The sequence below is a fragment of the Mycobacterium sp. SMC-14 genome (assembly GCF_046250075.1).
Taxonomy (GTDB): domain Bacteria; phylum Actinomycetota; class Actinomycetes; order Mycobacteriales; family Mycobacteriaceae; genus Mycobacterium.
Genome location: NZ_CP176429.1, coordinates 1,908,383 through 1,928,809 on the forward strand (window position 1 = coordinate 1,908,383; position 20,427 = coordinate 1,928,809).

Annotated in this window: 19 protein-coding genes; 9 read left to right on the forward strand and 10 right to left on the reverse strand. The window is 68.9% G+C overall.

Annotation, left to right across the window (positions count from 1 at the left end):
- Nucleotides 1-7: 7 nt before the first annotated feature.
- The 3 genes from ACKY0W_RS08955 to ACKY0W_RS08965 all read right to left on the reverse strand — a co-directional run bounded on the left by ACKY0W_RS08955 (nucleotide 8) and on the right by ACKY0W_RS08965 (nucleotide 3,575).
- Nucleotides 8-1,546, reverse strand: a complete 1,539-nt coding sequence (locus tag ACKY0W_RS08955; protein ID WP_409437268.1) for a leucyl aminopeptidase — start codon at nucleotides 1,544-1,546, stop codon at nucleotides 8-10.
- Nucleotides 1,547-1,557: 11 nt separating this feature from the next.
- Nucleotides 1,558-2,655: an adenylate/guanylate cyclase domain-containing protein gene (locus ACKY0W_RS08960; protein WP_409437269.1), complete on the reverse strand. Its 1,098-nt coding sequence runs from the start codon at nucleotides 2,653-2,655 to the stop codon at nucleotides 1,558-1,560.
- 83 nt (nucleotides 2,656-2,738) lie between these two features.
- Nucleotides 2,739-3,575, reverse strand: a complete 837-nt coding sequence (locus tag ACKY0W_RS08965) for a hypothetical protein (protein ID WP_409437270.1) — start codon at nucleotides 3,573-3,575, stop codon at nucleotides 2,739-2,741.
- A gap of 403 nt (nucleotides 3,576-3,978) precedes the next feature.
- Here ACKY0W_RS08965 and gcvT point away from each other — a divergent pair, with 403 nt between their 5' ends.
- Together gcvT and ACKY0W_RS08975 are read left to right on the forward strand one after the other, a co-directional pair.
- Nucleotides 3,979-5,073, forward strand: coding sequence for a glycine cleavage system aminomethyltransferase GcvT (gcvT, locus tag ACKY0W_RS08970; RefSeq protein WP_409437271.1), 1,095 nt, complete (start codon nucleotides 3,979-3,981; stop codon nucleotides 5,071-5,073).
- 23 nt (nucleotides 5,074-5,096) lie between these two features.
- Nucleotides 5,097-6,203, forward strand: coding sequence for a branched-chain amino acid aminotransferase (locus ACKY0W_RS08975; protein WP_406758337.1), 1,107 nt, complete (start codon nucleotides 5,097-5,099; stop codon nucleotides 6,201-6,203).
- Between the two features lie 19 nt (nucleotides 6,204-6,222).
- Here the strand turns inward: ACKY0W_RS08975 and ACKY0W_RS08980 are convergent, their stop codons facing one another.
- The 5 genes from ACKY0W_RS08980 to ACKY0W_RS09000 form a co-directional block, all read right to left on the reverse strand.
- Complete coding sequence (locus tag ACKY0W_RS08980; protein WP_409437272.1) at nucleotides 6,223-8,388, reverse strand: PE family protein; 2,166 nt, start codon at nucleotides 8,386-8,388, stop codon at nucleotides 6,223-6,225.
- 176 nt (nucleotides 8,389-8,564) lie between these two features.
- Nucleotides 8,565-8,741: a hypothetical protein gene (locus ACKY0W_RS08985; RefSeq protein ID WP_409437273.1), complete on the reverse strand. Its 177-nt coding sequence runs from the start codon at nucleotides 8,739-8,741 to the stop codon at nucleotides 8,565-8,567.
- Between the two features lie 126 nt (nucleotides 8,742-8,867).
- Complete coding sequence (locus tag ACKY0W_RS08990) at nucleotides 8,868-9,602, reverse strand: adenosylcobinamide-GDP ribazoletransferase (protein ID WP_409437274.1); 735 nt, start codon at nucleotides 9,600-9,602, stop codon at nucleotides 8,868-8,870.
- Entirely contained in the window at nucleotides 9,599-10,657 is a 1,059-nt protein-coding gene (cobT, locus tag ACKY0W_RS08995) for a nicotinate-nucleotide--dimethylbenzimidazole phosphoribosyltransferase (RefSeq protein WP_409437275.1), read from the reverse strand. The genes ACKY0W_RS08990 and cobT overlap by 4 nt, the downstream gene beginning before the upstream one ends.
- A gap of 22 nt (nucleotides 10,658-10,679) precedes the next feature.
- Nucleotides 10,680-11,357, reverse strand: coding sequence for a DUF3043 domain-containing protein (locus tag ACKY0W_RS09000; protein ID WP_409437276.1), 678 nt, complete (start codon nucleotides 11,355-11,357; stop codon nucleotides 10,680-10,682).
- 69 nt (nucleotides 11,358-11,426) lie between these two features.
- Here ACKY0W_RS09000 and ACKY0W_RS09005 point away from each other — a divergent pair, with 69 nt between their 5' ends.
- The 3 genes from ACKY0W_RS09005 (at nucleotide 11,427) to ACKY0W_RS09015 (ending at nucleotide 14,342) form a co-directional block, all read left to right on the forward strand.
- The gene (locus ACKY0W_RS09005; RefSeq protein ID WP_409437277.1) at nucleotides 11,427-12,554 is read left to right on the forward strand and encodes a glycerate kinase; all 1,128 of its coding nucleotides are present in this window, start codon (nucleotides 11,427-11,429) and stop codon (nucleotides 12,552-12,554) included.
- Between the two features lie 333 nt (nucleotides 12,555-12,887).
- Entirely contained in the window at nucleotides 12,888-13,244 is a 357-nt protein-coding gene (locus ACKY0W_RS09010; RefSeq protein WP_024440524.1) for a HesB/IscA family protein, read from the forward strand.
- A gap of 123 nt (nucleotides 13,245-13,367) precedes the next feature.
- Entirely contained in the window at nucleotides 13,368-14,342 is a 975-nt protein-coding gene (locus ACKY0W_RS09015; RefSeq protein ID WP_409437278.1) for a carbohydrate kinase family protein, read from the forward strand.
- 69 nt (nucleotides 14,343-14,411) lie between these two features.
- Here ACKY0W_RS09015 and asnB read toward each other — a convergent pair whose 3' ends face one another.
- A complete protein-coding gene (asnB, locus tag ACKY0W_RS09020; RefSeq protein WP_409437279.1) occupies nucleotides 14,412-16,373 on the reverse strand; it encodes an asparagine synthase (glutamine-hydrolyzing) in 1,962 nt (653 codons plus the stop codon).
- 195 nt (nucleotides 16,374-16,568) lie between these two features.
- On the opposite strand from asnB, the gene ACKY0W_RS09025 reads away from it, so the two are divergent.
- From ACKY0W_RS09025 to ACKY0W_RS09040, 4 genes are all read left to right on the forward strand, one after another.
- Nucleotides 16,569-17,648: a cytochrome c oxidase subunit II gene (locus tag ACKY0W_RS09025; RefSeq protein WP_409437280.1), complete on the forward strand. Its 1,080-nt coding sequence runs from the start codon at nucleotides 16,569-16,571 to the stop codon at nucleotides 17,646-17,648.
- A gap of 9 nt (nucleotides 17,649-17,657) precedes the next feature.
- Nucleotides 17,658-18,077 carry a cytochrome c oxidase subunit 4 gene (locus ACKY0W_RS09030; RefSeq protein ID WP_067974017.1) on the forward strand — a complete coding sequence of 140 codons (420 nt, stop codon included), beginning with the start codon at nucleotides 17,658-17,660 and terminating at the stop codon, nucleotides 18,075-18,077.
- Between the two features lie 130 nt (nucleotides 18,078-18,207).
- Nucleotides 18,208-19,110: an MmpS family transport accessory protein gene (locus tag ACKY0W_RS09035; RefSeq protein ID WP_409437281.1), complete on the forward strand. Its 903-nt coding sequence runs from the start codon at nucleotides 18,208-18,210 to the stop codon at nucleotides 19,108-19,110.
- 11 nt (nucleotides 19,111-19,121) lie between these two features.
- Nucleotides 19,122-19,739, forward strand: coding sequence for a DUF2561 family protein (locus ACKY0W_RS09040; RefSeq protein ID WP_409437282.1), 618 nt, complete (start codon nucleotides 19,122-19,124; stop codon nucleotides 19,737-19,739).
- A gap of 35 nt (nucleotides 19,740-19,774) precedes the next feature.
- On the opposite strand, the gene ACKY0W_RS09045 is transcribed toward ACKY0W_RS09040, so the two are convergent.
- Nucleotides 19,775-20,422 (reverse strand): pyridoxal 5'-phosphate synthase, encoded by a 648-nt coding sequence (locus ACKY0W_RS09045; protein ID WP_409437283.1) that lies wholly within the window; start codon nucleotides 20,420-20,422, stop codon nucleotides 19,775-19,777.
- Nucleotides 20,423-20,427 lie beyond the last annotated feature (5 nt).

Genomic DNA, 20,427 nt, shown 5'->3' on the forward strand with positions numbered 1-20,427 from the left:
CAGCCGGTTATCCCTTCGCGGCGATGTCTTCCAGTACCGCGAACATGGTGCGGGTGGGCACCCCGGTGCCGCCCTTGCCGGTGTAGCCCCAGGCGCCACCGGAGTTGTAGGCCGGTCCCGCAACGTCGATGTGCACCCAGTCGACTCCGTCGGCCACGAACTCACGCAGGTACACCCCGGCGACCAGCATGCCGGCGAAACGCTGACCACTGACGTTGGCCAGGTCGGCCACCGTCGACTTCAGGTCCTCTTTGAGCTCGTCGGGCAGCGGCATCGGCCAGGCGTTCTCGCCGACGGCCTGCGAGAGGGCCGCCACCCGGTCGCGGAACTCGTCCGAGCCCATCACCCCGGGAATGCGCGCGCCGAGTGCCACCGTCTGCGCGCCGGTCAGCGTCGAGGTTTCGATCAGGTAGTCCGGGTTGTCCTCGCAGGCCCGCACGATCGCGTCGGCCAGGATCAGCCGGCCCTCGGCATCGGTGTTGAGCACTTCGACGGTGATGCCGCCGTACTGGGTGAGCACGTCACCGGGGCGCTGTGCGGTCGACGACGGCATGTTCTCGGCCATCGGGACGGTGGCGGTCACGTCGATCGGCAGCCCGCGGCGGGCGGCCAACACCACGGTCGCGATCACCGCGGCCGCTCCGCCCATGTCGGAGGTCATGTGGTGCATCGAGGCAGCCGGCTTGATCGAGATACCACCGGTGTCGAAGGTGATGCCCTTGCCGACCAACGCCACCTTCTTCGCGCCGTCCGCGTTGTCGCGCAGGCGTGATCCGTGGTGGATCAACCGCACCAGACGCGGCGGGCGCGAGGAGCCCTGCCCCACACCGATCACCCCGCCGTAGCCGGCGTCGGCGAGCGCCTGTTCGTCGAGCACCTCGACCTCCAGGCCGGCCGACTCGCCCAGTGCCTTGGCACGGTCGGCGAACTCGGCCGGAAAAAGGTGACTCGGCGGGGTGTTGACGAAGTCGCGCGCGGTGGCCACCGCGGTCGCGATGTCGGCACCGCGGGCCGCTTGCTCCTGGGCGTCAGCCGCGGTGGACAGCACCGTCACGGCCTGCAGGCCCGGTTCCTTCGGGGCGGTTTTCTCGCTGCGGAACGCGGTGAATCGGTAGCCGCCCAACAGCAGCCCCTCGACGCCGGCGGCGAGCACCCCGTCGCCGGGCAGCCCGCTCAGTGCGCTGATCACGCTGGCGGTGCCGTTGAGTGAACGTGCCGCGTTTCCGGCGGCCTTGCGGACGGTGTCGGCCGGCCACGAATCGCGCGGCTTGCCCAGCCCGACGGTCACCACGCTGGCCACCGGCAGCGACGCCACCACCAGCCGGTTCACCTGCTCACTGCCGCCCTTGGCGCCCAGTGCGCGCAGTGCCGCCTCGATCTCGGCGACCGCCTCGGCGGGCAGGGCCGGCTCGGACGCGGCGACCGAGGCTGTGGCGTCGTCATCAGCGGCAACGACCGGCACGATCAGCACGGCCTCATCGGCGTTCGCGGGCAGCGAGGCGGCGACGGTGACGGAGGGGGCGGGGTATCCGGGTTCGGTGCTCACAAGCACTCACCCTAACGATCGGGGTTCGGATGCAATTGGTATGCCGGGACGGGTTCGTCGAAACCCTTGAGCGTCAACGGTTCCTGAAGGGTGGCCGGCCAGTCGGGGAGTTCTTCGCGGACGCAGGTAGAGGCCAGCACCTGGCCCGGTACGGCCGCATCGACCAGGCGCGCTGCCAGATTGACCGGGGTGCCGAAGTAGTCGCCGTTGATCGCCAGCATCTCGCCGTAGGCCACCCCGGCGCGGACCTGCAATCCGGCCTTGCGGGCCTTGGGATGCTCGACAAGGTCGATCGCCGCCCTGGCCAGCAGATCCCCGGTCGCGCTCACCCACATCACCGCGTCGCCGATGAACTTGACCACCCGCCCGCCGTCGCAATGCACGACGTCGGCGACGGTGCCGGCGAAATCGGTCAGCAGCGTGGCCAGCTCCGCGGACGTGAGGACTTGGGTCAGCGCGGTGAAACCGGTCAGGTCGGCGAAACCGACGCCGCACATCAGGCTGGCCGCCGGCCCGCCGGCCAGCCCCTCGAGGAAAGTCCGGTGGCTGACCTGGTGCTGGCGGTGAACGGCATCGATCATGGCGCCGATGCGCGGGATATAGGCCGCGACCGAGCGCCAGGCCCGGGCGGTACGCAGCTCGTCGCGGGTGTGGCCCAGCCACATGTCGGGCTCGCTGAGCCGGATCATCGACGACTCCGCCTCGGCCAGCCGCGCCATGGTCGCCCCCAGCACCCGCAGGAAGCCGTCGACGGGCTCGCCGAGGTAGGACCGCATCTGGACCCAGGTGGCCAGCCCGTCCACGTCGGCCTGGCTCAGCGCGGGCGTGTCCGGGCCGGGAACGCTCAGCCCGAGCATCCGCCAAGCCTGCGCGACGTCGTCGACTGCCACGCCCAACGCCTCGGCCGCGGTGCGCAACGTGTAATCGGGCGGGCCCGAGCGTCCCACCGCATCACCGGCAAGGCCGAACAACCGGCCCTGGCGCTCGGCATCGGCCATCTCTTCGGTGGTGAACCCGAGTCCGTGGAGGTATTCGATCAGGCCGGCACGCTCACGGGCATCAGCGATACCGGCAGCCTGCAGAGCCTCGAAATCCGCCGAATCCGCCACGTCGCCAAGTGTGCCAGCCCTCGGCCGGTCGGTGGGGCACGTTGCCGAGAGGCACCGCCAGACGCCGGCTTGTCACACGTGGACTAGAGGACGGACAGCAATATCCCGATGAACTCTCCGGACCATTCTCCGAATCCTTCGACGGTCATGGTGCCGTTGAAGAGGTCGCCTGTGTGGTCGAAGAAAGCGATGGCATCTTCGATCGCGGCTACGGGGGATACGAGACCGATGAGGGCGTTGAGATCCCCGTCCAGCTGCTCGTCGATTGGCTGTTGGTCGAGTCCGATCATTCCGTAGTAGCCGTACATCATGAAGTCCCAACCCGTCGTGACTCCCCAGCTGAAGAATCCCAGCGCGCCGCTGCTCAGGAGCGGATCGTCGGTCATGGCGTGGAGGAAGGTGCCGATGTCCCGGACGAGCGGATAAAAGATCCCGAAGTGGTCTGCGGCTTCCGAATACATCCCCGGGTCGCCGCTTTGTCCGATCTCATCGCCTAGGTCGGGCAGCGGCACCGAGTCGTTCGGGTTAGGTAGGTGGGCGTTGGGGAAATAGTCGACCCAACGGGCAAAATAGTTGTCGAAATAACCAAAGACAGCCTCGGGCGAATAGTCATGCAGCTCCAAAAGTATGTTCTGCGGCCCGCCGGTGTTGACGATATTGATCAGCTGGTCTGTCGTGTAGCCGTGGTTGTAGGCATCAAGAACGATTGCCTCAGCGAGGCTGTGGGTGTCTGCCGGCGTCGTTCCGGGGTAGCCGGCGTCGATGTACACCCAGTGCAGGGTTTGTGCGAGAGCGCCCACGGCTTGAGCGACTTCGCTTGCGTTCGGTAACGCGGTCAGGCTCACCGGCGTGCTCCAGCCCTGCGGCGGGCTTACCGCGGGCGAGGCGGTGGAAAGCGGCGTGAGGATCACCCCTGCCATGAGTGCCGCCGCGGTCGCTACCGGAGCGCGTCGCAGGCTTGGGCCCGTGTTCATGCGTACATCCATCGTTACCATCCCCCCCAGTAAGTGATCGCCTACTATGTGAATAACATGTGGCTTGAATGCGATTATATTACGTGTGAGCTGAGGCGTCGAGCTGATTTCGCGAGCTTGATGCTGTGTTGGTGAACCATCCGAGTCTTGCCTCTGCATCTGTTTTCCCAGATGGATGCCAGGATGCGGCGGGGCGCGTCTGGATCATGGGCCTCTATGAGGTCTGTGCGTCAGGCGTCGCATCGAGCGCACGCCTGTAACCGTGCTGAGAGTGGCCACATTCCGCTAGGTAACGACATTCGTGGCGCCCAGATGTTCTCAATCTGCAACCCGATTAGGGTGGCTTGACGTGAGCGAACTGCAACACGGACCCCTGGAAGACCGCCACCGCGCACTGGGCGCCAGCTTCGCCGAGTTCGGCGGGTGGCTGATGCCGGTGTCCTACGCCGGCACCGTCGCCGAGCACAACGCCACCCGCGACACCGTGGGCCTGTTCGACGTCAGCCACCTGGGTAAGGCGACCGTTCGCGGTTCGGGTGCGGCGGCCTTCGTCAATGCGACGCTTACCAACGACCTGGGCAGGATCACGCCGGGACAGGCCCAGTACACGTTGTGCTGCAACGAATCCGGTGGCGTCATCGACGATCTGATCGCCTATTACGTCGCCGACGACGAGATCTTTCTGGTACCCAACGCCGCCAACACCGCGGACGTGGTGGCCGTGCTGCAGGAGGCGGCGCCGGCGGGGGTGACGATCACCGACGAGCACCGCTCGCGTGCGGTGGTGGCGGTGCAGGGCCCACGATCGGCCGACGTGGTCGCGGGTCTTGGCCTGCCGACCGAGATGGACTACATGGCGTTCGCCGATGCCGCCTTTGCCGGCGTGCCGGTACGGGTGTGCCGGTCGGGCTACACCGGTGAACACGGCTACGAGCTGCTGCCGGAGTGGGAATCCGCGGGCGTGGTATTCGACGCGCTGGTGGAGGCCGTGCGGGCGATCGGCGGCGAGCCGGCCGGCCTGGGTGCCCGCGACACCCTGCGCACCGAGATGGGCTACGCCCTGCATGGTCACGAACTGTCGCCGACCATCTCGCCGCTGCAGGCTCGCTGCGGGTGGGCGATCGGCTGGAAGAAAGAGTCGTTCTTCGGACGCGACGCGCTACTGGCGGAGAAAGCTGCCGGCCCCGCGCGCCTGCTGCGCGGCCTTCGCGCCACGGGGCGGGGAGTGTTGCGCGCCGACCTGGCCGTGCTCGACGGTGACCACCGGGTCGGGGTCACCACCTCGGGAACGTTCTCGCCGACGCAGAAGGTCGGTATTGCGCTGGCGCTGATCGACGCCGACGCGGGTATAGAAGACGGCGCGCGGCTCACCGTCGACGTACGCGGTCGCGCGGTCGAATGCGAGGTGGTGACGCCGCCATTCGTCACGGCAAAAACCCGTTAGCGCACCGGTTATACAATCGCTGCATGACGAGCAGCCTCCTCGATTTTCACGTGTCGGTCACCGCGAACCCGACGCCCGACGAGGTGCGCGAATCCATTTTGGCGGAGCCGGGTTTCGGCAAGTACCACACCGACCACATGGTTTCGATCGACTACACCGTGGACGCGGGTTGGCACAACGCGCGGGTCATTCCTTACGGACCCATCGAACTGGACCCGTCGGCCATCGTCCTGCACTACGCGCAGGAAGTGTTCGAAGGGCTCAAGGCCTACCGGTGGACCGACGGATCGATCGTGTCGTTCCGGCCCGAGGCCAATGCTGCCCGGATGCGTGCATCCTCGCGCCGGCTGGCCATCCCGGAGCTGCCCGACGATCTGTTCATCGAGTCGTTGCGGCAGTTGATCGCCGTGGACGGAGCCTGGGTGCCGGCGCCGGGCGGCGAGGAGTCGCTGTACCTGCGCCCGTTCGTCTTCGCCACCGAGCCGGGGCTGGGGGTGCGCCCGGCCAACGAGTACCGCTGCCTGGTGATGGGCTCACCGGCTGGGGCGTACTTCAAGGGCGGTATCAAGCCGGTGAGTGTGTGGCTGTCGACCGAGTACGTGCGGGCCTGCCCCGGCGGTACCGGCGCCGCCAAGTTCGGCGGTAACTACGCCGCATCGCTGGTCGCCCAGGCGCAGGCCGCCGACAACGGCTGCGACCAGGTGGTGTGGCTGGATGCGGCCGAGCGGCGCTACGTCGAAGAGATGGGCGGGATGAACCTGTTCTTCGTGTTCGGCACCGGTGGCTCGGCGCGCCTGGTCACCCCGGAACTGTCCGGTTCACTGCTGCCCGGTATCACACGGGATTCGTTGCTGCAGTTGGCAACCGATGCGGGGTTCAGTGTCGAAGAACGCAAGATCGATGTCAGTGAATGGCAGAAGAAGGCCGCTTCCGGCGAGATCACCGAGGTCTTCGCCTGCGGTACGGCGGCGGTCATCACCCCGGTGTCACAGGTCAAGTCGGCCGACGGTGAGTTCACCATCGCCGACGGCCAACCCGGTGAGGTCACCATGGCGCTGCGAGACACCTTGACCGGAATCCAGCGCGGCACCTTCGCTGACACCCACGGCTGGATGGCCCGGCTCGACTGAGCGGGTCAGTAGACCCAGATCAGCCAGGTGTACCGGGTGTACCGGGGGAGCCGTCGGCACCGCCGGCACCGCCATCGCCGCCGGTAGCCCCGAATCCGTCGGTGGCGTTGGCCCCGGCGCCGCCGACCCCTCCGATGCCACTGGCTCCGGGATGGGCAACCCCACCGGCTCCACCGGTCCCACCGAAGCCGCCGGTAGCGGTGCCCTGTACTGCGGTAGTCGCATCGCCGCCCGCACCGCCCGTGCCGCCCGCGCCACCGGTGTAGTCGTTGTAGCCGTCGGCTCCTGCGTCGACGGAGCCGTCGGCGGTGCCGCCGGTACCGCCTGCGCCACCACCGCCACCGAGGGCGCCTTGCCCGATAATCACGGAACTGCCACCGGTGCCGTCCCCGCCGATCCCGCCGGCACCGCCGTTTCCGCCCGTACCGCCATTGAACGCGATGCCGCCGGCCCCGCCGGCTCCGCCGCGACCTCCGGCGGCGTAGCCGCCGCCTATGCTGCTGATTCCAGTGGCGTTCCCGCCGACCCCACCGGCCCCACCGATCCCACCGGTGCTGCCGGCATCGACGCCGCGGCCGCCTACTCCGCCTGAGCCACCGGCTCCACCTACCCCCGCGATACCGCCGAACAAGTCACTACCGGTACCGATGCCGCCGACACCGCCGACCCCGCCCGCGCCACCGGTACCCCCGGCACTGCCAACGCCACCACCTCCGCCGCCGCCACCAGAGGTGGTGCCCAAGGTGGCGATGGCCCCATTGCCGCCCACGCCGCCGACGCCGCCGCCGTCGGCACCGCCGTGGCCGCCGCTTCCGCCGGCACCGGTGCCGGCTATGCCGAACCCGGAGGTCCCGCCGTTGCCGCCCACGGCACCGATCGCGCCCCCGCTACCGTTCCCGCCTGCTCCGCCGTTGCCGCCCGCGCCGCCGAATTCGCCGGGCCCGCCCCATCCACCGCCGTTGCCGCGACCCGCGGAGTAACCGGCGGCGCTGGCGTCCCCACCGTCCCCTCCGGCGCCACCGGCGCCGCCGGTGCCGGAGTACCTGGCGCCGAGGCCGCTCCCGCTGCTCCCACTACTCCCGCCGCCCCAGCCGACGCCACCGTTGCCGCCGTTACCCGATGTGGTGCCGCCATTGCCCCCGTTGCCGCCGTGGCCACCGGCCCCGCCGGTGCCTCCGACACCGCCGGCGGTGCCGCCGCCGTGGCCGCCGAGTCCGCCGTAGCCACCATCACCGCCGTCACCGACGGCGCCCGCGGCGCCGCCGTCACCGCCGTGGCCGCCGGCTCCACCATTGCCGCCGTCACCGAACAGCGCCGCGCTCTTGCCGCCGTCGCCGCCGTACCAGCCGTCGCCGCCCACCGCACCGGCCGCGCCATTCCCGCCGTTGCCGCCGTGCCCACCGGCGCCGCCGTTGCCGAACAGCCAGGCCACGGCGTTGCCGCCGTCCCCGCCGTAACCGCCGCCCCAGCCGGCGGCACCGCTTCCGCCGTCTCCGCCGGAGCCGCCGTGACCCATGTAGGTGCCGCCGTTCCCGCCGTCGCCGCCATCGCCGGGATAGTCGCCGGAACCGAAGCCGCCGCCGTGGCCGCCGTCTCCGCCATTGCCGAAGAATCCGGCATCGCCGCCGTTTCCGCCCCAGCCGCCGACAGCGGTGCCGCCGTCGCCGCCGTCACCGAACCACAGCCCGCCCGCGCCGCCCATGGCCTGTTCGTTGGTGCCGCCGTCGATCCCGTCGGCACCGTTGCCGATCAGCAGCTGGCCGTTGCCAAAGGTGTTGTTGACCCAGGTGCTGATCTCGATACCGGACTGGCTGGCCAGCCAGTCCTGTCCGGCCTGGTGCAGTGGGGCATAGATCCAGGTATCGAACCAGTCGGCCGTGGTGGGGTCGGTGGCTGCGGCGGTGTGCGACAGCGTCAGCCCGGTGCCGGCAGGGTCGCCGAGACCGGCCAGAAAACCGGACCAATCCGCTCCATCGAGGTCGGCGGTGCTCTCCGCTCCCAGCCACGACCAGCTCGCCGGATCGAAGAGGTCGACGATCCAGTCGATCATCGGGTCGGCCTGGGCCGGTGCTGCGGCCAGCGGAATCATCCCGAAAGCCAGGAAAGCTCCAGCACTGCTGGTCAGTCCGAACAGTCGGCGGTGACGGGCACTGGCGTGGATCCTTTTTGCGTACTGATCGCACATGACGCGGCCCTCCCGAAGAACCTGACAATCCGGTAAAGACCTACGTTAAGGTCGCTGAGAAGGAACGCATGCAGTAGTCGACTACTGCATTTCCGGTCGATGTCGCGCAGTGCGCAGCTGCCGGCTTTGGAGCCCCATCGGCGGGGTACCGACGACATCACCGATTACGCAATAGGTCAGCTCACGGGATCTGGCGGCAGGCGCAGGTCGTCGGGCACCGGTGACCAATCCTCGGCGACGCGTTCGCAACAGTCGGGGTAGTCGTCGTCGACGTCGTCGTCATCCGCGGTGCCGTCGGTCATCGCCTTGCGTGATTCCCGACTCCGCTTGCTGTAGTTCTGATGGCGCGACATCCAGTTTTCCTCCCCGGACCACGATGTTAATGGCCGCCGCAATTGTTACAAAGACCATTTGGGTGTAACACATCGTTTCGGAGAAATATCCGGAAGTCCGGAAAGGATGCGAAATTGACGCAACAGTCAACCGCTGGTCAGAGCGGTGAGCCCTAGCGCGGCCAACGTTGTCGTCCACTCGACGACTGCTCCGAGGACATCGCCGCTGATGCCACCGAGGCGGCTTACACAGCGTTTTACCAGCATAGCGGCGCAACCCAGGGCCAGGGCGACGGCAACCGGACCGTGCCAGGGCGCCGAGCCGGCAGGTATCGCCCCGGCGAGCAGGGCCACCACCCAGGCGGCGGCGACCCACAGCGGCTGACTGCCCGCCACCGTGGCGCCCAGCATGCTTCCGGCGGCGGCCGGCACCGAGCGCCGGCAGGCCACCACCGCGGCCACCCGGCCCGCGCAGACCGCGAGCACGATCTGCGCGGCGCCCAGCATCGGGAAGGTCGTTGCCTGCAGGCCGATCACCAGGACCACCGCGACGACCCCGAACGGGCCGGTCGATCCCTCGCGCATCACCTGCAGTGCCTGCGGAGCGGGCCGGGCGCACCCCAGACCATCGGCCGTGTCGGCCACCCCGTCGATGTGCAGTCCGCGGGTCGCGGCCAAGAGCGCAGCCACCGCGAGCAGGCCCGTGATCGGGCTGCCGGGGCCGAAGGCGTACCCGCCGGCCCAGACCACTACCGCGGCCAGCGCGCCCAACACGGCGCCGACGACCGGGAACGCGGTCATCGCCCCGCGGCCCGGCGGCCGGCCGGACGAAACGGGAAGAATCGTTCCGAACGCGAAAGACGAGGCGAGGGAAGCGATCACGATGATCGGTCGCTGACGCCGGCTTCGGCGAAGGTCGACATGGAGGCCAACGCCGCCACTGCGGCGCGCAGCACCGGCAGGGCAACCGCGGCGCCGGTGCCCTCGCCCAACCGCATCTGCAGGTCGAGGATCGGCTCCAGGCCCAGCGCCGCGCAGGCCAGCGCATGCGCCGGCTCCGGCGAGCGATGACCGGCCTGCCACCAGGCGCGGGCCCCGGGCACAAGTCGGTCGGCCACCAGGGCGGCCGCCGTCGACGCCAGGCCGTCGAGCAGCACCGGGGTGCGCCGCACAGCGGCCTGGGCGCAGAACCCCGCCAGCGCGGCGAAGTCGGCGCCTCCGCAGCAGCGCAGCAGGGCCAGGGGATCGGTGTGGTGCGGGCGGGTCCGGAAGAGGGCGTCACGCACTGCCGCGGTCTTGCGTGCCCAGCCGGCATCATCGATGCCCGTCCCGTGACCCACCACCTCGGCGGGCTCGGCACCGGTCAGCGCAGCGATCAATGTCGTTGCGACGGTGGTGTTCCCAATCCCCATATCGCCGGGGATGAGCAGATCCGCCCCGCCGTCGACTTCCTCGTCGGTGATGCGCCGACCTGCCTCGACCGCGGCCAGGGTCTGCTCGGGGGTCAGCGCGTCCTCGCTGGTGATGTCACCGCTGCTGCGGCGAACCTTGTAGGCACCGGACGCGCTGGACATCCCGGGGGAGTCGGTTGCTTCCGAATCGACGGCCATGTCCACCACCCGCACTCCGGCCCCGCCGACGGCGGCCAGCGCGTTGATGGCCGCCCCGCCCCGGTCGATGTTGGCGACCATCTGCGCCGTCACCTCCGCGGGGTAGGCGGACACCCGTTCCCGGGTCACGCCATGATCACCGGCGAACACCACGATGCGCACGCGCTCGAACTGTTGTGGCGGGCACTGCCCTTGGCAGGCCGCCGCCCACACGGAGAGGGCCTCGAGGCGACCCAGCGAACCCGCAGGCTTGGTCAGGGAATCCTGCCGGGCCCGGGCGGCGGCCGCCACCGCGGCATCAGGTGGGCTGACCGGTGGGAAATCCATCGCTTTCGGTGCCGAGCAGGGCTCAGTCGAGGCGTTCGCCGCGCCGCACCTGCGGTCGCGGTGCCCGCATCCGGCGCAGGGTGGATGCGCGGCTGGCGGCGTACAGCCCGAGCTTCCAGCGGCTTTCGACATTGTCGGGGAATTTGGCGTCAGCCATCCGGCCGGCTTTGCGGGCCACCAGGACCCCGTCGACGGCCATCAAGACCATCAGCAGCATCATCGCCGGCGAAATGTAGTACTGGACCTGCGGGACCGCCATCATGATGAACATCAGCCCCAGCGCCACCGGCATGAACAGGCCCAGCAGGTTGTAGCGGGCGTCGACGATGTCGCGAACGTACCGGCGCACCGGGCCGCGGTCGCGCTCCAGCAGCGCCGCCTCGTCGCCGGACAGCATCCGTTCCCGGCGGTCGGCCATGCGCTCGCGACGCTCGGCCTTCGCGATCCGGCGTTCCTCCTTGCTCAGCTTCGGGCCGGCCAGCGACTTGCGCCGGGCCCGGGCCTCCGCGGAGGTCATCGGGGCCGGTGCCACCGGGCCGCGGCGCTTGGCTGCGGCGCTGCGCTTGGGGGTGGGCCGGCCTTTGGGAGCGGTGACGCCGCCGCGGGCGGCATCCTCAGACTCGTCGCCGTCGATAGAGACGGCGGAGACCACGGACTCAGCGGACTGAGCCTCGTCTTTTCTGCGCCCCGGCAACTTCACGCCCGCCAGATTACTTGCCCGGTCCGCCCGGCCTGCGTCGCCGTCCGCGCGGCTCGATACCCTGCACAGATGGCTGATCACCCGGGTGCCGGCGGCTCGGCCGGTCCTCGGGCGCGGGCGCTTCGGGTCCTGATCGCGCCGGACTGTTTCGGCGAGAGCCTGACCGCGGTGCAGGCCGCCGCCGCCATCTCAACGGGCTGGCACCGCAGCCGACCTCACGACCGGCTGGCGATCGCACCGCAGTCCGACGGCGGCCCGGGCTTCGTCGCGGTGCTGGCCACCACGCTGGGCACGGTCCGGCAGTCACAGGTCAGCGGACCCCTCGACGACCCGGTCGACGCCGAGTGGGTCTGGGACGCCGCGGCCAACACGGCCTATCTGGAATGCGCCCAGGCGTGTGGGTTGGGGCTGCTCGGCGGGCCCCCGTCGCCGCGGACCGCGCTGGTCGCCCACAGCGCCGGCGTGGGCCAGCTGGTCGCCGCGGCGTTGGCGGTCGGGGCGCAGCGAATCGTCGTCGGACTCGGCGGCAGTGCCTGCACCGACGGCGGTCGCGGCATGATCGACGAACTGGGCGGCCTGGCCGCCGGACGCCGACGGCTCACAGGCGTCGAATTGATCGCCGCCTGCGACGTGCAATACCCGCTGCTGGGCCCGTGGGGCTCGGCCCGCGTGTTCGGGCCGCAGAAGGGTGCCGACGCGGCCACGGTCGCGGTACTCGAGAGCCGGCTGGCCGCCTGGGCGTCCGAACTGGACGCGGCAGCGGGATGGGAGGCCAGCGCCGCGTCGGGTGCCGGGGCAGCCGGGGGGATCGGAGCCGCCGTGTTGGCCCTGGGCGGCACCATCGAATCCGGGTCCGAGATCGTGGCCCGCCACACCGGTCTGGCGACCGCGCTCGCCGACACCGACGTTCTGGTCACCGGCGAGGGCCACTTCGACCAGCAGTCGCTGCACGGAAAAGTGGTCGGTTCGCTGGCGGCTGCGGCCCGGGCGCGGGAGATACCGCTGCTGGTGCTGGCCGGACAGATCAGCCTGGACGAGCCCGCATTGCGGTCGGCCGGGGTGTTGGCCGCCCGGGCACTCGCCGACTATGCCGGCTCGGTGGGGCTGGCTCTGATCGACGCCGCCAACCAGCTGATCGGGCTGACCGCCGTCACCGCGGCGCAGATCGGTGGTCGTCCCGCGGGTTCGCGCGGGTGATTCGGCGGTCCAGCTTCGGCTCTCCTGCGTCGAGCCTCGCTAACCGCCGGGTTTGATGCGGCGGTCCAGCTTCGGCTCTGCTGCGTCGAGCCTCGCTAACCGCCGGGTTTGATGCGGCGGTCCAGCTTCGGCTCTCGTGCGTCGAGCCTCGCTAACCGCCGGGTTTGATGCGGCGGTCCAGCTTCGGCTCTCCTGCGTCGAGCCTCGCTAACCGCCGGGTTCGCCGCGTCGGTAGGGAACACGTCGGCGCAGGGTATCGTTGTTGTGGTGGGCTCGAACGCCTCCAGGCGAGGCCGGGCCCGCCCCCATGATCAACCGCAATAGGGAGACGCAATGACTGTTCAGGATCAGTCGACCACCGAGTCTCACGGCGTGGTCTTGACCGATGAGGCCGCGGCCAAGGTGAAGGCGCTGCTGGAACAGGAGGGTCGTGACGACCTGACCCTGCGGATCTCGGTCCAGCCGGGCGGCTGCGCCGGCCTGCGCTACAACCTGTTCTTCGACGACCGCAGCCTCGACGGTGACGTGGTCGCGGAGTTCAACGGCGTCACGCTGACCGTCGACCGGATGAGCGCGCCGTACCTGCAGGGTGCCGAGATCGGCTACGCCGACCAGATCGACAAGCAGGGCTTCACCATTGAGAACCCCAACGCCGGCGGCTCGTGCTCGTGCGGCGACTCGTTCAACTGAGCATCTGATATTCGCCGCAATGCGGGGGGCTCTGTGCTGCCCGGCGGCGGACCGGCGGCATCGGGCCGCTACCGTGGGTACCCACATCCAGGCCCATGGTGACGATACGAGGGGGATTGTTCAGTGACGATTGCGGTGACCGGTTCGATTGCGACCGACCATCTGATGCGCTTTCCGGGTCGGTTCTCCGAACAGCTGCTGGCCGATCACCTGCAGAAGGTTTCGCTGAGCTTCCTGGTCGATGACCTGGTGGTACACCGCGGTGGCGTGGCGGGCAACATCGCCTTCGCCATCGGTGTGCTCGGTGGTGACGCCGCGTTGGTCGGCGCCGCCGGTGCCGACTTCGCCGACTACCGGCAGTGGCTGGTCTCGCACGGCGTCAACTGCGATCACGTGCTGACCTCGACGACCTCGCACACGGCCCGGTTTGTCTGCACCACCGACCAAGACATGGCCCAGATCGCGTCGTTCTACCCGGGCGCGATGTCGGAGGCCCGCAATATCTCGCTGGCCAAGCTGGTCGAGGCCGCCGGGAAGCCGGAATTGGTGATCGTCGGGGCCAACGACCCCGAGGCGATGTTCTTGCACACCGAGGAGTGCCGCACGCTGGGGCTGGCGTTCGCCGCCGACCCGTCGCAGCAGCTGGCGCGGCTGACCGGGGACGAGATTCGCAAGCTCATCGACGGTGCCACCTACCTGTTCACCAACGACTACGAGTGGGACCTGCTGCTGTCCAAGACCGGCTGGACCGAGGCCGACGTCATGAAGCAGGTCGGGCTGCGGGTGACCACCCTGGGCGGCGACGGTGTCGACATCGTCTCTCCGGACGGCTCTCGTGTGCACGTCGGTGTGGTTCCGGAGAAGTCCCAGACCGACCCGACCGGGGTCGGCGACGCCTTCCGCGCCGGCTTCCTCACCGGACGCAGTGCCGGGTTGAGCCTGGAGCGGTCCGCGCAGCTCGGTTCGCTGGTGGCGGTGCTGGTGCTCGAGTCCACCGGAACCCAGGAATGGGTGTGGGACCGTGCCGCCGCGGTGAGCCGGTTGGCCGATGCCTACGGCGACGCCGCCGCGGCCGAGATCGACGCCGCGCTCAAATAGTTTGGCGTTGACTCTGCGTCCAGGGCGCGAAAGTGCGAGTAGGTCGCGCCCTGGACGCAGAGTCAACGGTTAGAGCCGCACGGGGTAGTCCGGTTCCCGGATGGTCGGTACCACGCTGTGCTCGACGAAGATGGCGTGCCACAGCATGAAGATCAGCACGGTCCACAGCCGACGGCTGTGATCGGCGGTGCCGATCCGGTGCTCGTCGAGCATCGTGCGCACCGCGGCGACATCGATCAGGTGATCGGCGCCGGTGGCGTCCACCGTGGCGTAGGCCCACTCCAACAACTCACCGGCGCGCAGCCAGTGCCGCAACGGCACCGGGAAGCCGAGCTTGGGGCGGTGCAGCACATGCGCGGGAATGATCGGCTCCAGCGCACGGCGCAGCGCGTACTTGGTGGTGGTACGGGTGATCTTGGCCGACACCGGCAGTCGCGACGCCACCGCGAACACCTCGGGATCCAAGAACGGCACCCGCAGTTCCAGCGAGTTGGCCATCGTCATCTTGTCGGCCTTGACCAGGATGTCGCCACGCAGCCAGGTGAACAGGTCGATGTGTTGCATCCGGGCCACCGGATCCCAGCCGACGGACTCGGCGTACACCGGGGCGGTGACGTCGGTGTGGGTCCAGTCGGGGGAGAAGCCGGGCAGCACCGCACGCAGTTGCTCGTCGGAAAAGCTGCGTGCGTTGCCGTAGTAGCGCTCTTGCAACGTGAGCGACCCGCGGTGCAGCAGGCTCTTGCCGCGCATGCCCTCGGGCAACGGCCGCGACGCCTTCCCCAGCGAGCGGCGCACCGGTGCCGGGAGGTAGTCGAACGGGCGCAGCGACAGCGGCTCTCGGTAGATCGTGTAGCCGCCGAACAACTCGTCGGCGCCTTCACCGGAGAGCACCACCTTGACGTGCTTGCGGGCTTCGGCGGCGATGAAGTACAGCGGGACCAGGGCCGGATCGGCCACCGGGTCGTCGAGATACCAGACGATCTCGGGCAGGGCGGCGACGAACTCCGCCGGGCTGACCACCTTGACCACGTGCCGGGCGCCGATCGCCTCGGCGGATGCGGCGGCGACGTCGACCTCGGAGAAGCCCTCTCGCTCGAACCCGGTGGTGAAGGTGATCAGCTTGGGATTGTGGCGCATCGCCAGCGCCGCGATCGCGGTGGAGTCGATCCCCCCGGACAGGAACGCGCCCACGGTGACGTCGGCTCGCATGTGCTTGGCGACCGAATCCTCGAGCACCGCGGTGATCTCGTCGTAGCGCGCCTGCTCGGTGTCGCGGGTGATCGGGGTGGCGTCGAACCGCGGACGGAAATAGCGGGTGGTCTCCGGCTCACCGCCGGGGCGAATGCGGGCGTAGCAGCCCGATTCCAGCCGGCGGATACCGCGGTGCAGTGTCTCCGGTTCCGGCACGTACTGCAACACCGTGTAGTGCTGAACGGCGCGGGCGTCGATGTCGGTGTCGAACCCGACCACCTCGGCCAGGTCCAGCAGACACTTCTTCTCGCTGCCGACCACCGTGCCGCCCGGCCCGGACGCCATGAAAAGCGGCTTGATCCCGAACGGGTCGCGGGCGCAGAACAGCTCACCGGCCACGGTGTCCCACACCGCGAAGGCGAACATGCCGCGCAGCCGCGACAGCACGTCAACGCCCCAGTAGTGGTAGCCCGCGACGATCGCCTCGCCGTCGCCGTCGGTGGCGAATACCGCGCCGTGTTCGGCGGCGAGCTCCGCACGCAGTTCTACGTAGTTATAGATCTCGCCGTTGAAGACCAGTTCGTAGCGCTCCGGCGCCTCCGCGGGCCCCCACCGCATGGGCTGGTGCGAATGGGCGATGTCGATGAACGACAGCCGGTTGAACCCGAACACGACGTGGTCGCCGGCCCAGATGCCGCCTGGCTCGTCCGGGCCTCGGTGGCGCATCAGGTGAGTCGCGCGCGAAACCGCGCCGGCGACTTTCTCCATATCCGCGGCCGGCCGCGGAACCTCGGTGTCGGTGCCGGCCGGGGCACACACAAAAGCCAGCAGTCCACACATCGGGTCCCAGTATGCCGCACCGGTATCGGCCTTTAGCCACGTAGGCCTGCGCGGGGCCGGTGCAGAACCTGTGGCGTCGGATGAGGCGGTCAACACACCGGGGCGGCCAACCGGCAGGTACATCAAACCTCGGTGATCCGGGTGGTCTACGCTGCGTAGTATTCGACTGCTCCACCGGGTCAGTCGGCCCGTTCTGTGACTCGAGGAGGCACCAACGTGACACGTCGCGGGCAGGGCGTTGCACATCGCCGTCTGCTTCGACCGCTGACCGCGGTCAGCGTGCTCGGACTGCTGGCGGTAACGCTCAGCGGTTGCAGCGTCGACTGGACCGATGTGGTCGGTTTCGGCTGGCCCAAGGGCATCACGCCCGAGGCCGAGGCCAACTACCAGCTGTGGATCGGCATGGTCATCGCTTCGGTGGTGATCGGTGGGCTCGTCTGGGGAATGATCTTCTGGTCGATGATCTTCCACCGCAAGAAGGCGACCGACACCGAGCTGCCGCGCCAGTTCGGCTACAACATGCCGCTGGAGCTCGGCCTCACCGTCGTGCCGTTCCTGGCCGTCGCGGTGATCTTCTACTTCACCGTCGTGGTGCAGGAGAAGATGCTGCACCACGAGCCGAACCCCGAGGTCGTCGTCGACGTCACCGCCTTCCAGTGGAACTGGAAGTTCGGCTACCAGAAGGTCGACTTCCACGACCACACCCTGAGCTACGACGGCGTGGACCAGCCCCGCAAGGATGCGATGACCTCCAAGCCCGAGGGCGTGGACGCGCACGGCGAAGAACTGGTCGGACCGGTCCAGGGCCTCAACACCGAGGACCGCACCTACCTGAACTTCGACAAGATCGAGACGGTGGGTACCACCAGCGAGATCCCGGTATTGGTGCTGCCGAGCGGTAAGCGCATCGAGTTCGTGCTGAACTCGGCCGACGTCATCCACGCTTTCTGGGTGCCGGAGTTCCTGTTCAAGCGTGACGTCATCGCCTGGCCAGAGCGCAACAACCAGGTCAACACATTCCAGGTTGCCGAGATCACCAAGGAAGGCGCGTTCGTCGGCCACTGTGCCGAAATGTGCGGCACCTACCACGCGATGATGAACTTCGAAGTCCGAGTGGTCTCGCCCAACGACTTCAAGGCCTATCTGAATCAGCGCATCGCTGGAAAGACGAACGCCGAGGCGCTGGAGGCGATCAAGCAGGAACCGGCGGCTACCACCACGTTCCCGTTCGACAGCCGCCGTGGCCTGCTAGCCCCGCAAGCCAGCAACAAGTAGGGACAACGCATGCGCATCGAATCCAGGCTGTTCGAGTTCGTCGCCACCTTCTTCCTGGTGGTCGGGGTGATCTACGCGGTGCTGACCGGGAAGTTCGCCACCGGTGGCGTGGAATGGGCCGGCACCACCGCGCTGTTCCTGACCGGGATGATGGCCATGATCGTGGCCACCTTCTTCCGGTTCGTGGCACGCCGGCTGGACACCCGTCCCGAGGACTACGAGGCGGCCGAAGTCAGTGACGGCGCCGGCGAGTTGGGCTTCTTCAGCCCGCACAGCTGGTGGCCGATTCTGATCGCGCTGTCCGGGTCGGTGGCCGCCGTCGGGATCGCCCTGTGGCTGCCGTGGCTGATCGCCGCCGGAGTGGTGTTCGTGTTGTCGAGTGTGGCCGGACTGGTCTTCGAGTACTACATCGGCCCCGAGAAACACTGACCACATCTCCGCCGCGGCCGCCGTGTCGGCCCGTTTGGGTAGGGTTGCCGGGGCACAATGACCAACGGTGGTTGGTGCCGACCGCAACCGGTCAGGGCGTGGCGCGGCGGTTTGAACAGGATAGGCGGGAATGAGCGGGCCGAATCCCCCAGAGGCGGGCTCTGGAGACGAGGGCTCCGGCAGCGGTCAGCCGGCTTCTGGCAAGGCCCCCGAGGCAGGTGCGGGCGGCGAGATCCAGCCGCTTGACGACGTGGCTGCCACTCCTGCCGCCGCACCTGCAGACAACACCGCGTACTCGCAGGCATACTCGGCTCCCGAATCCGAGCAGTTCTTGAGCGGTCCTTACGTTCCGGTGGATCCGCGGCTCTACGACTACGACAGCTACGACGCACCCGAGGAACCGGATCCGGACGCCAAGACGCCGCGGTGGCCGTGGGTGGTCGGTGTCACCGTGATCATCGCGGCGGTCTCGCTGGTGGTGTCGGTGGCCTTGCTGTTCGCCCGCACCGAGACCCACGATCTGGCTACGCCGGTCACGAGCAGCAGCACGGTCTCGGTGCCGCCGGTGCAGGACGAGATCACCCGGACCAGCACCAGCACCACAACACCGCCGCCTCCGCCGCCCAGCAGCGAGGAGCCCCCGCCTCCGCCGCCCAGCAGCGAGGAGCCGCCGCCACCACCGCCCCCGCCACCGAGCGAGGAGCCGGCACCCGAGCCATCGACCACGACGCAGGAGACCACCACGACCACGCAGGCAAAGCCGTTGCAGGTGACCTACTCGGTGACCGGCACCAAGGCGCCGTTCGACCAGATCACGATCACCTACGTGGATGCCTCCGGGCAACGTCGCACGCAGCGCAACGCCTACATCCCGTGGTCGCTCACCCTGACACCGATCTCGCAGTCGGAGATCGGTTCGGTGGAGGCGACCAGCATGCTGCGGCTGAGCAAACTCAACTGCTCGATCACCAGCAGTGACGGTAGGGTGTTGTTCTCCAACAGCAACGACGCACCGGCGACGAGCTGCGGATGACCGGCGGGAACATGGTAGATCGATTCATTCGGCCCGGGCAGTCCCCGGAAGTCACTGACCGCGTCCTGCTGGGCGCGTGCGCCGCGATCTGGTTGACGCTGCTGGGCATGAGCGTGGCGGCCACGGTGGCGCTCGTGGATCTGGGCCGCGGCTTCCACGAGCCGACCGAGAGTTCGCACAGCGGCCTGCTCTACATCGTCATCGGCGTGTCCGCCTTGGTGATCCTGGCGGCCATCCCGGTGCTGCTCCGGGCACGCCAGCCCGGCCCGCCGCGGCCCCCCGGCTTCCCGAGCCAGGCGCAGGCCAAGCCGCCGCGCCCAGATGCCCCGCTCCCGCAGCGCGGCTTCGACGCTCCGGGCCGCCGAGCGGCTGGTACACGGCAAGTGCGGCCCAACCAGGTTCAGGTCGACCGGGTGCTGCTGCGCGGTGTCACGGTGCTGGCCTGCGCGGTGGGCGGTGCGCTGACGGTGGTCGCATTGGCCACCTATCTGATGGCGGTCGGCAAGGACACCGGCTCGTGGGTCTGCTACGGGCTGGCCGGAGTCGGCACTGCCGCCATGCCGGTGATTCCGTGGCTGTACCTGCGTCGGCTGGGTGAAGTACTGACACTGCCGTCTCGTTTCGGCTGAGTCGTCGCCACGGCGCGTTGTCATGGCCTGCCGAATCACGGCCAGAGCAGTGTCGTCGACCAGCTTTGCCCGTCACGTTCATAACGCAGCCTGCGGTGCCGGCGCGTGGGGTCGGCCTGCCAGAATTCGACGGCGTCGGCCGCAACCGCATACGACACCCACTCGGCCGGGATCAGGGTGGGGGAGTGCTCGAGCTCCAGGTGTGCCTTGGCGAGCGCCTCGCTGATCTCGCCGGGATCGGCATAGGGCTCGCTTTGGCGGCCGGTGAGGACCATCGCCCGGGCTCCCTCCGAGCGGGCGAGGAAGTCGTTGGCGGTGACCGGCGGCGGGTCGGGGAGTGCCACACCGTCGACCCTGACCTGACGGCCCAGCGTGGGCCAGTAAAACGTCAGTGAGACAGCCGGATTGCGGGCCAGATCTGCGCCCTTGCGGCTGGCCGAACTGACCCCGAAGTGCCAACCGGCGGTGTCGATGTCCTTGAGAATCAGCACCCGCGCCGACGGCCGCGCTGCGCCGGTCCCGCCGACCGTTCCGACCGTCGACAACGTCATCGCATGAGGTTCCGGCACGCCGCTGTCGACAGCGTGCAGCAGCCATTGGATAAACAGTGCGACGGGATCGGCCGGTGCCTGCGCCGGATCGAACTCCGGTGCCGCACCAACCAAAACGGGCAGCCCGCGCAAGAGAT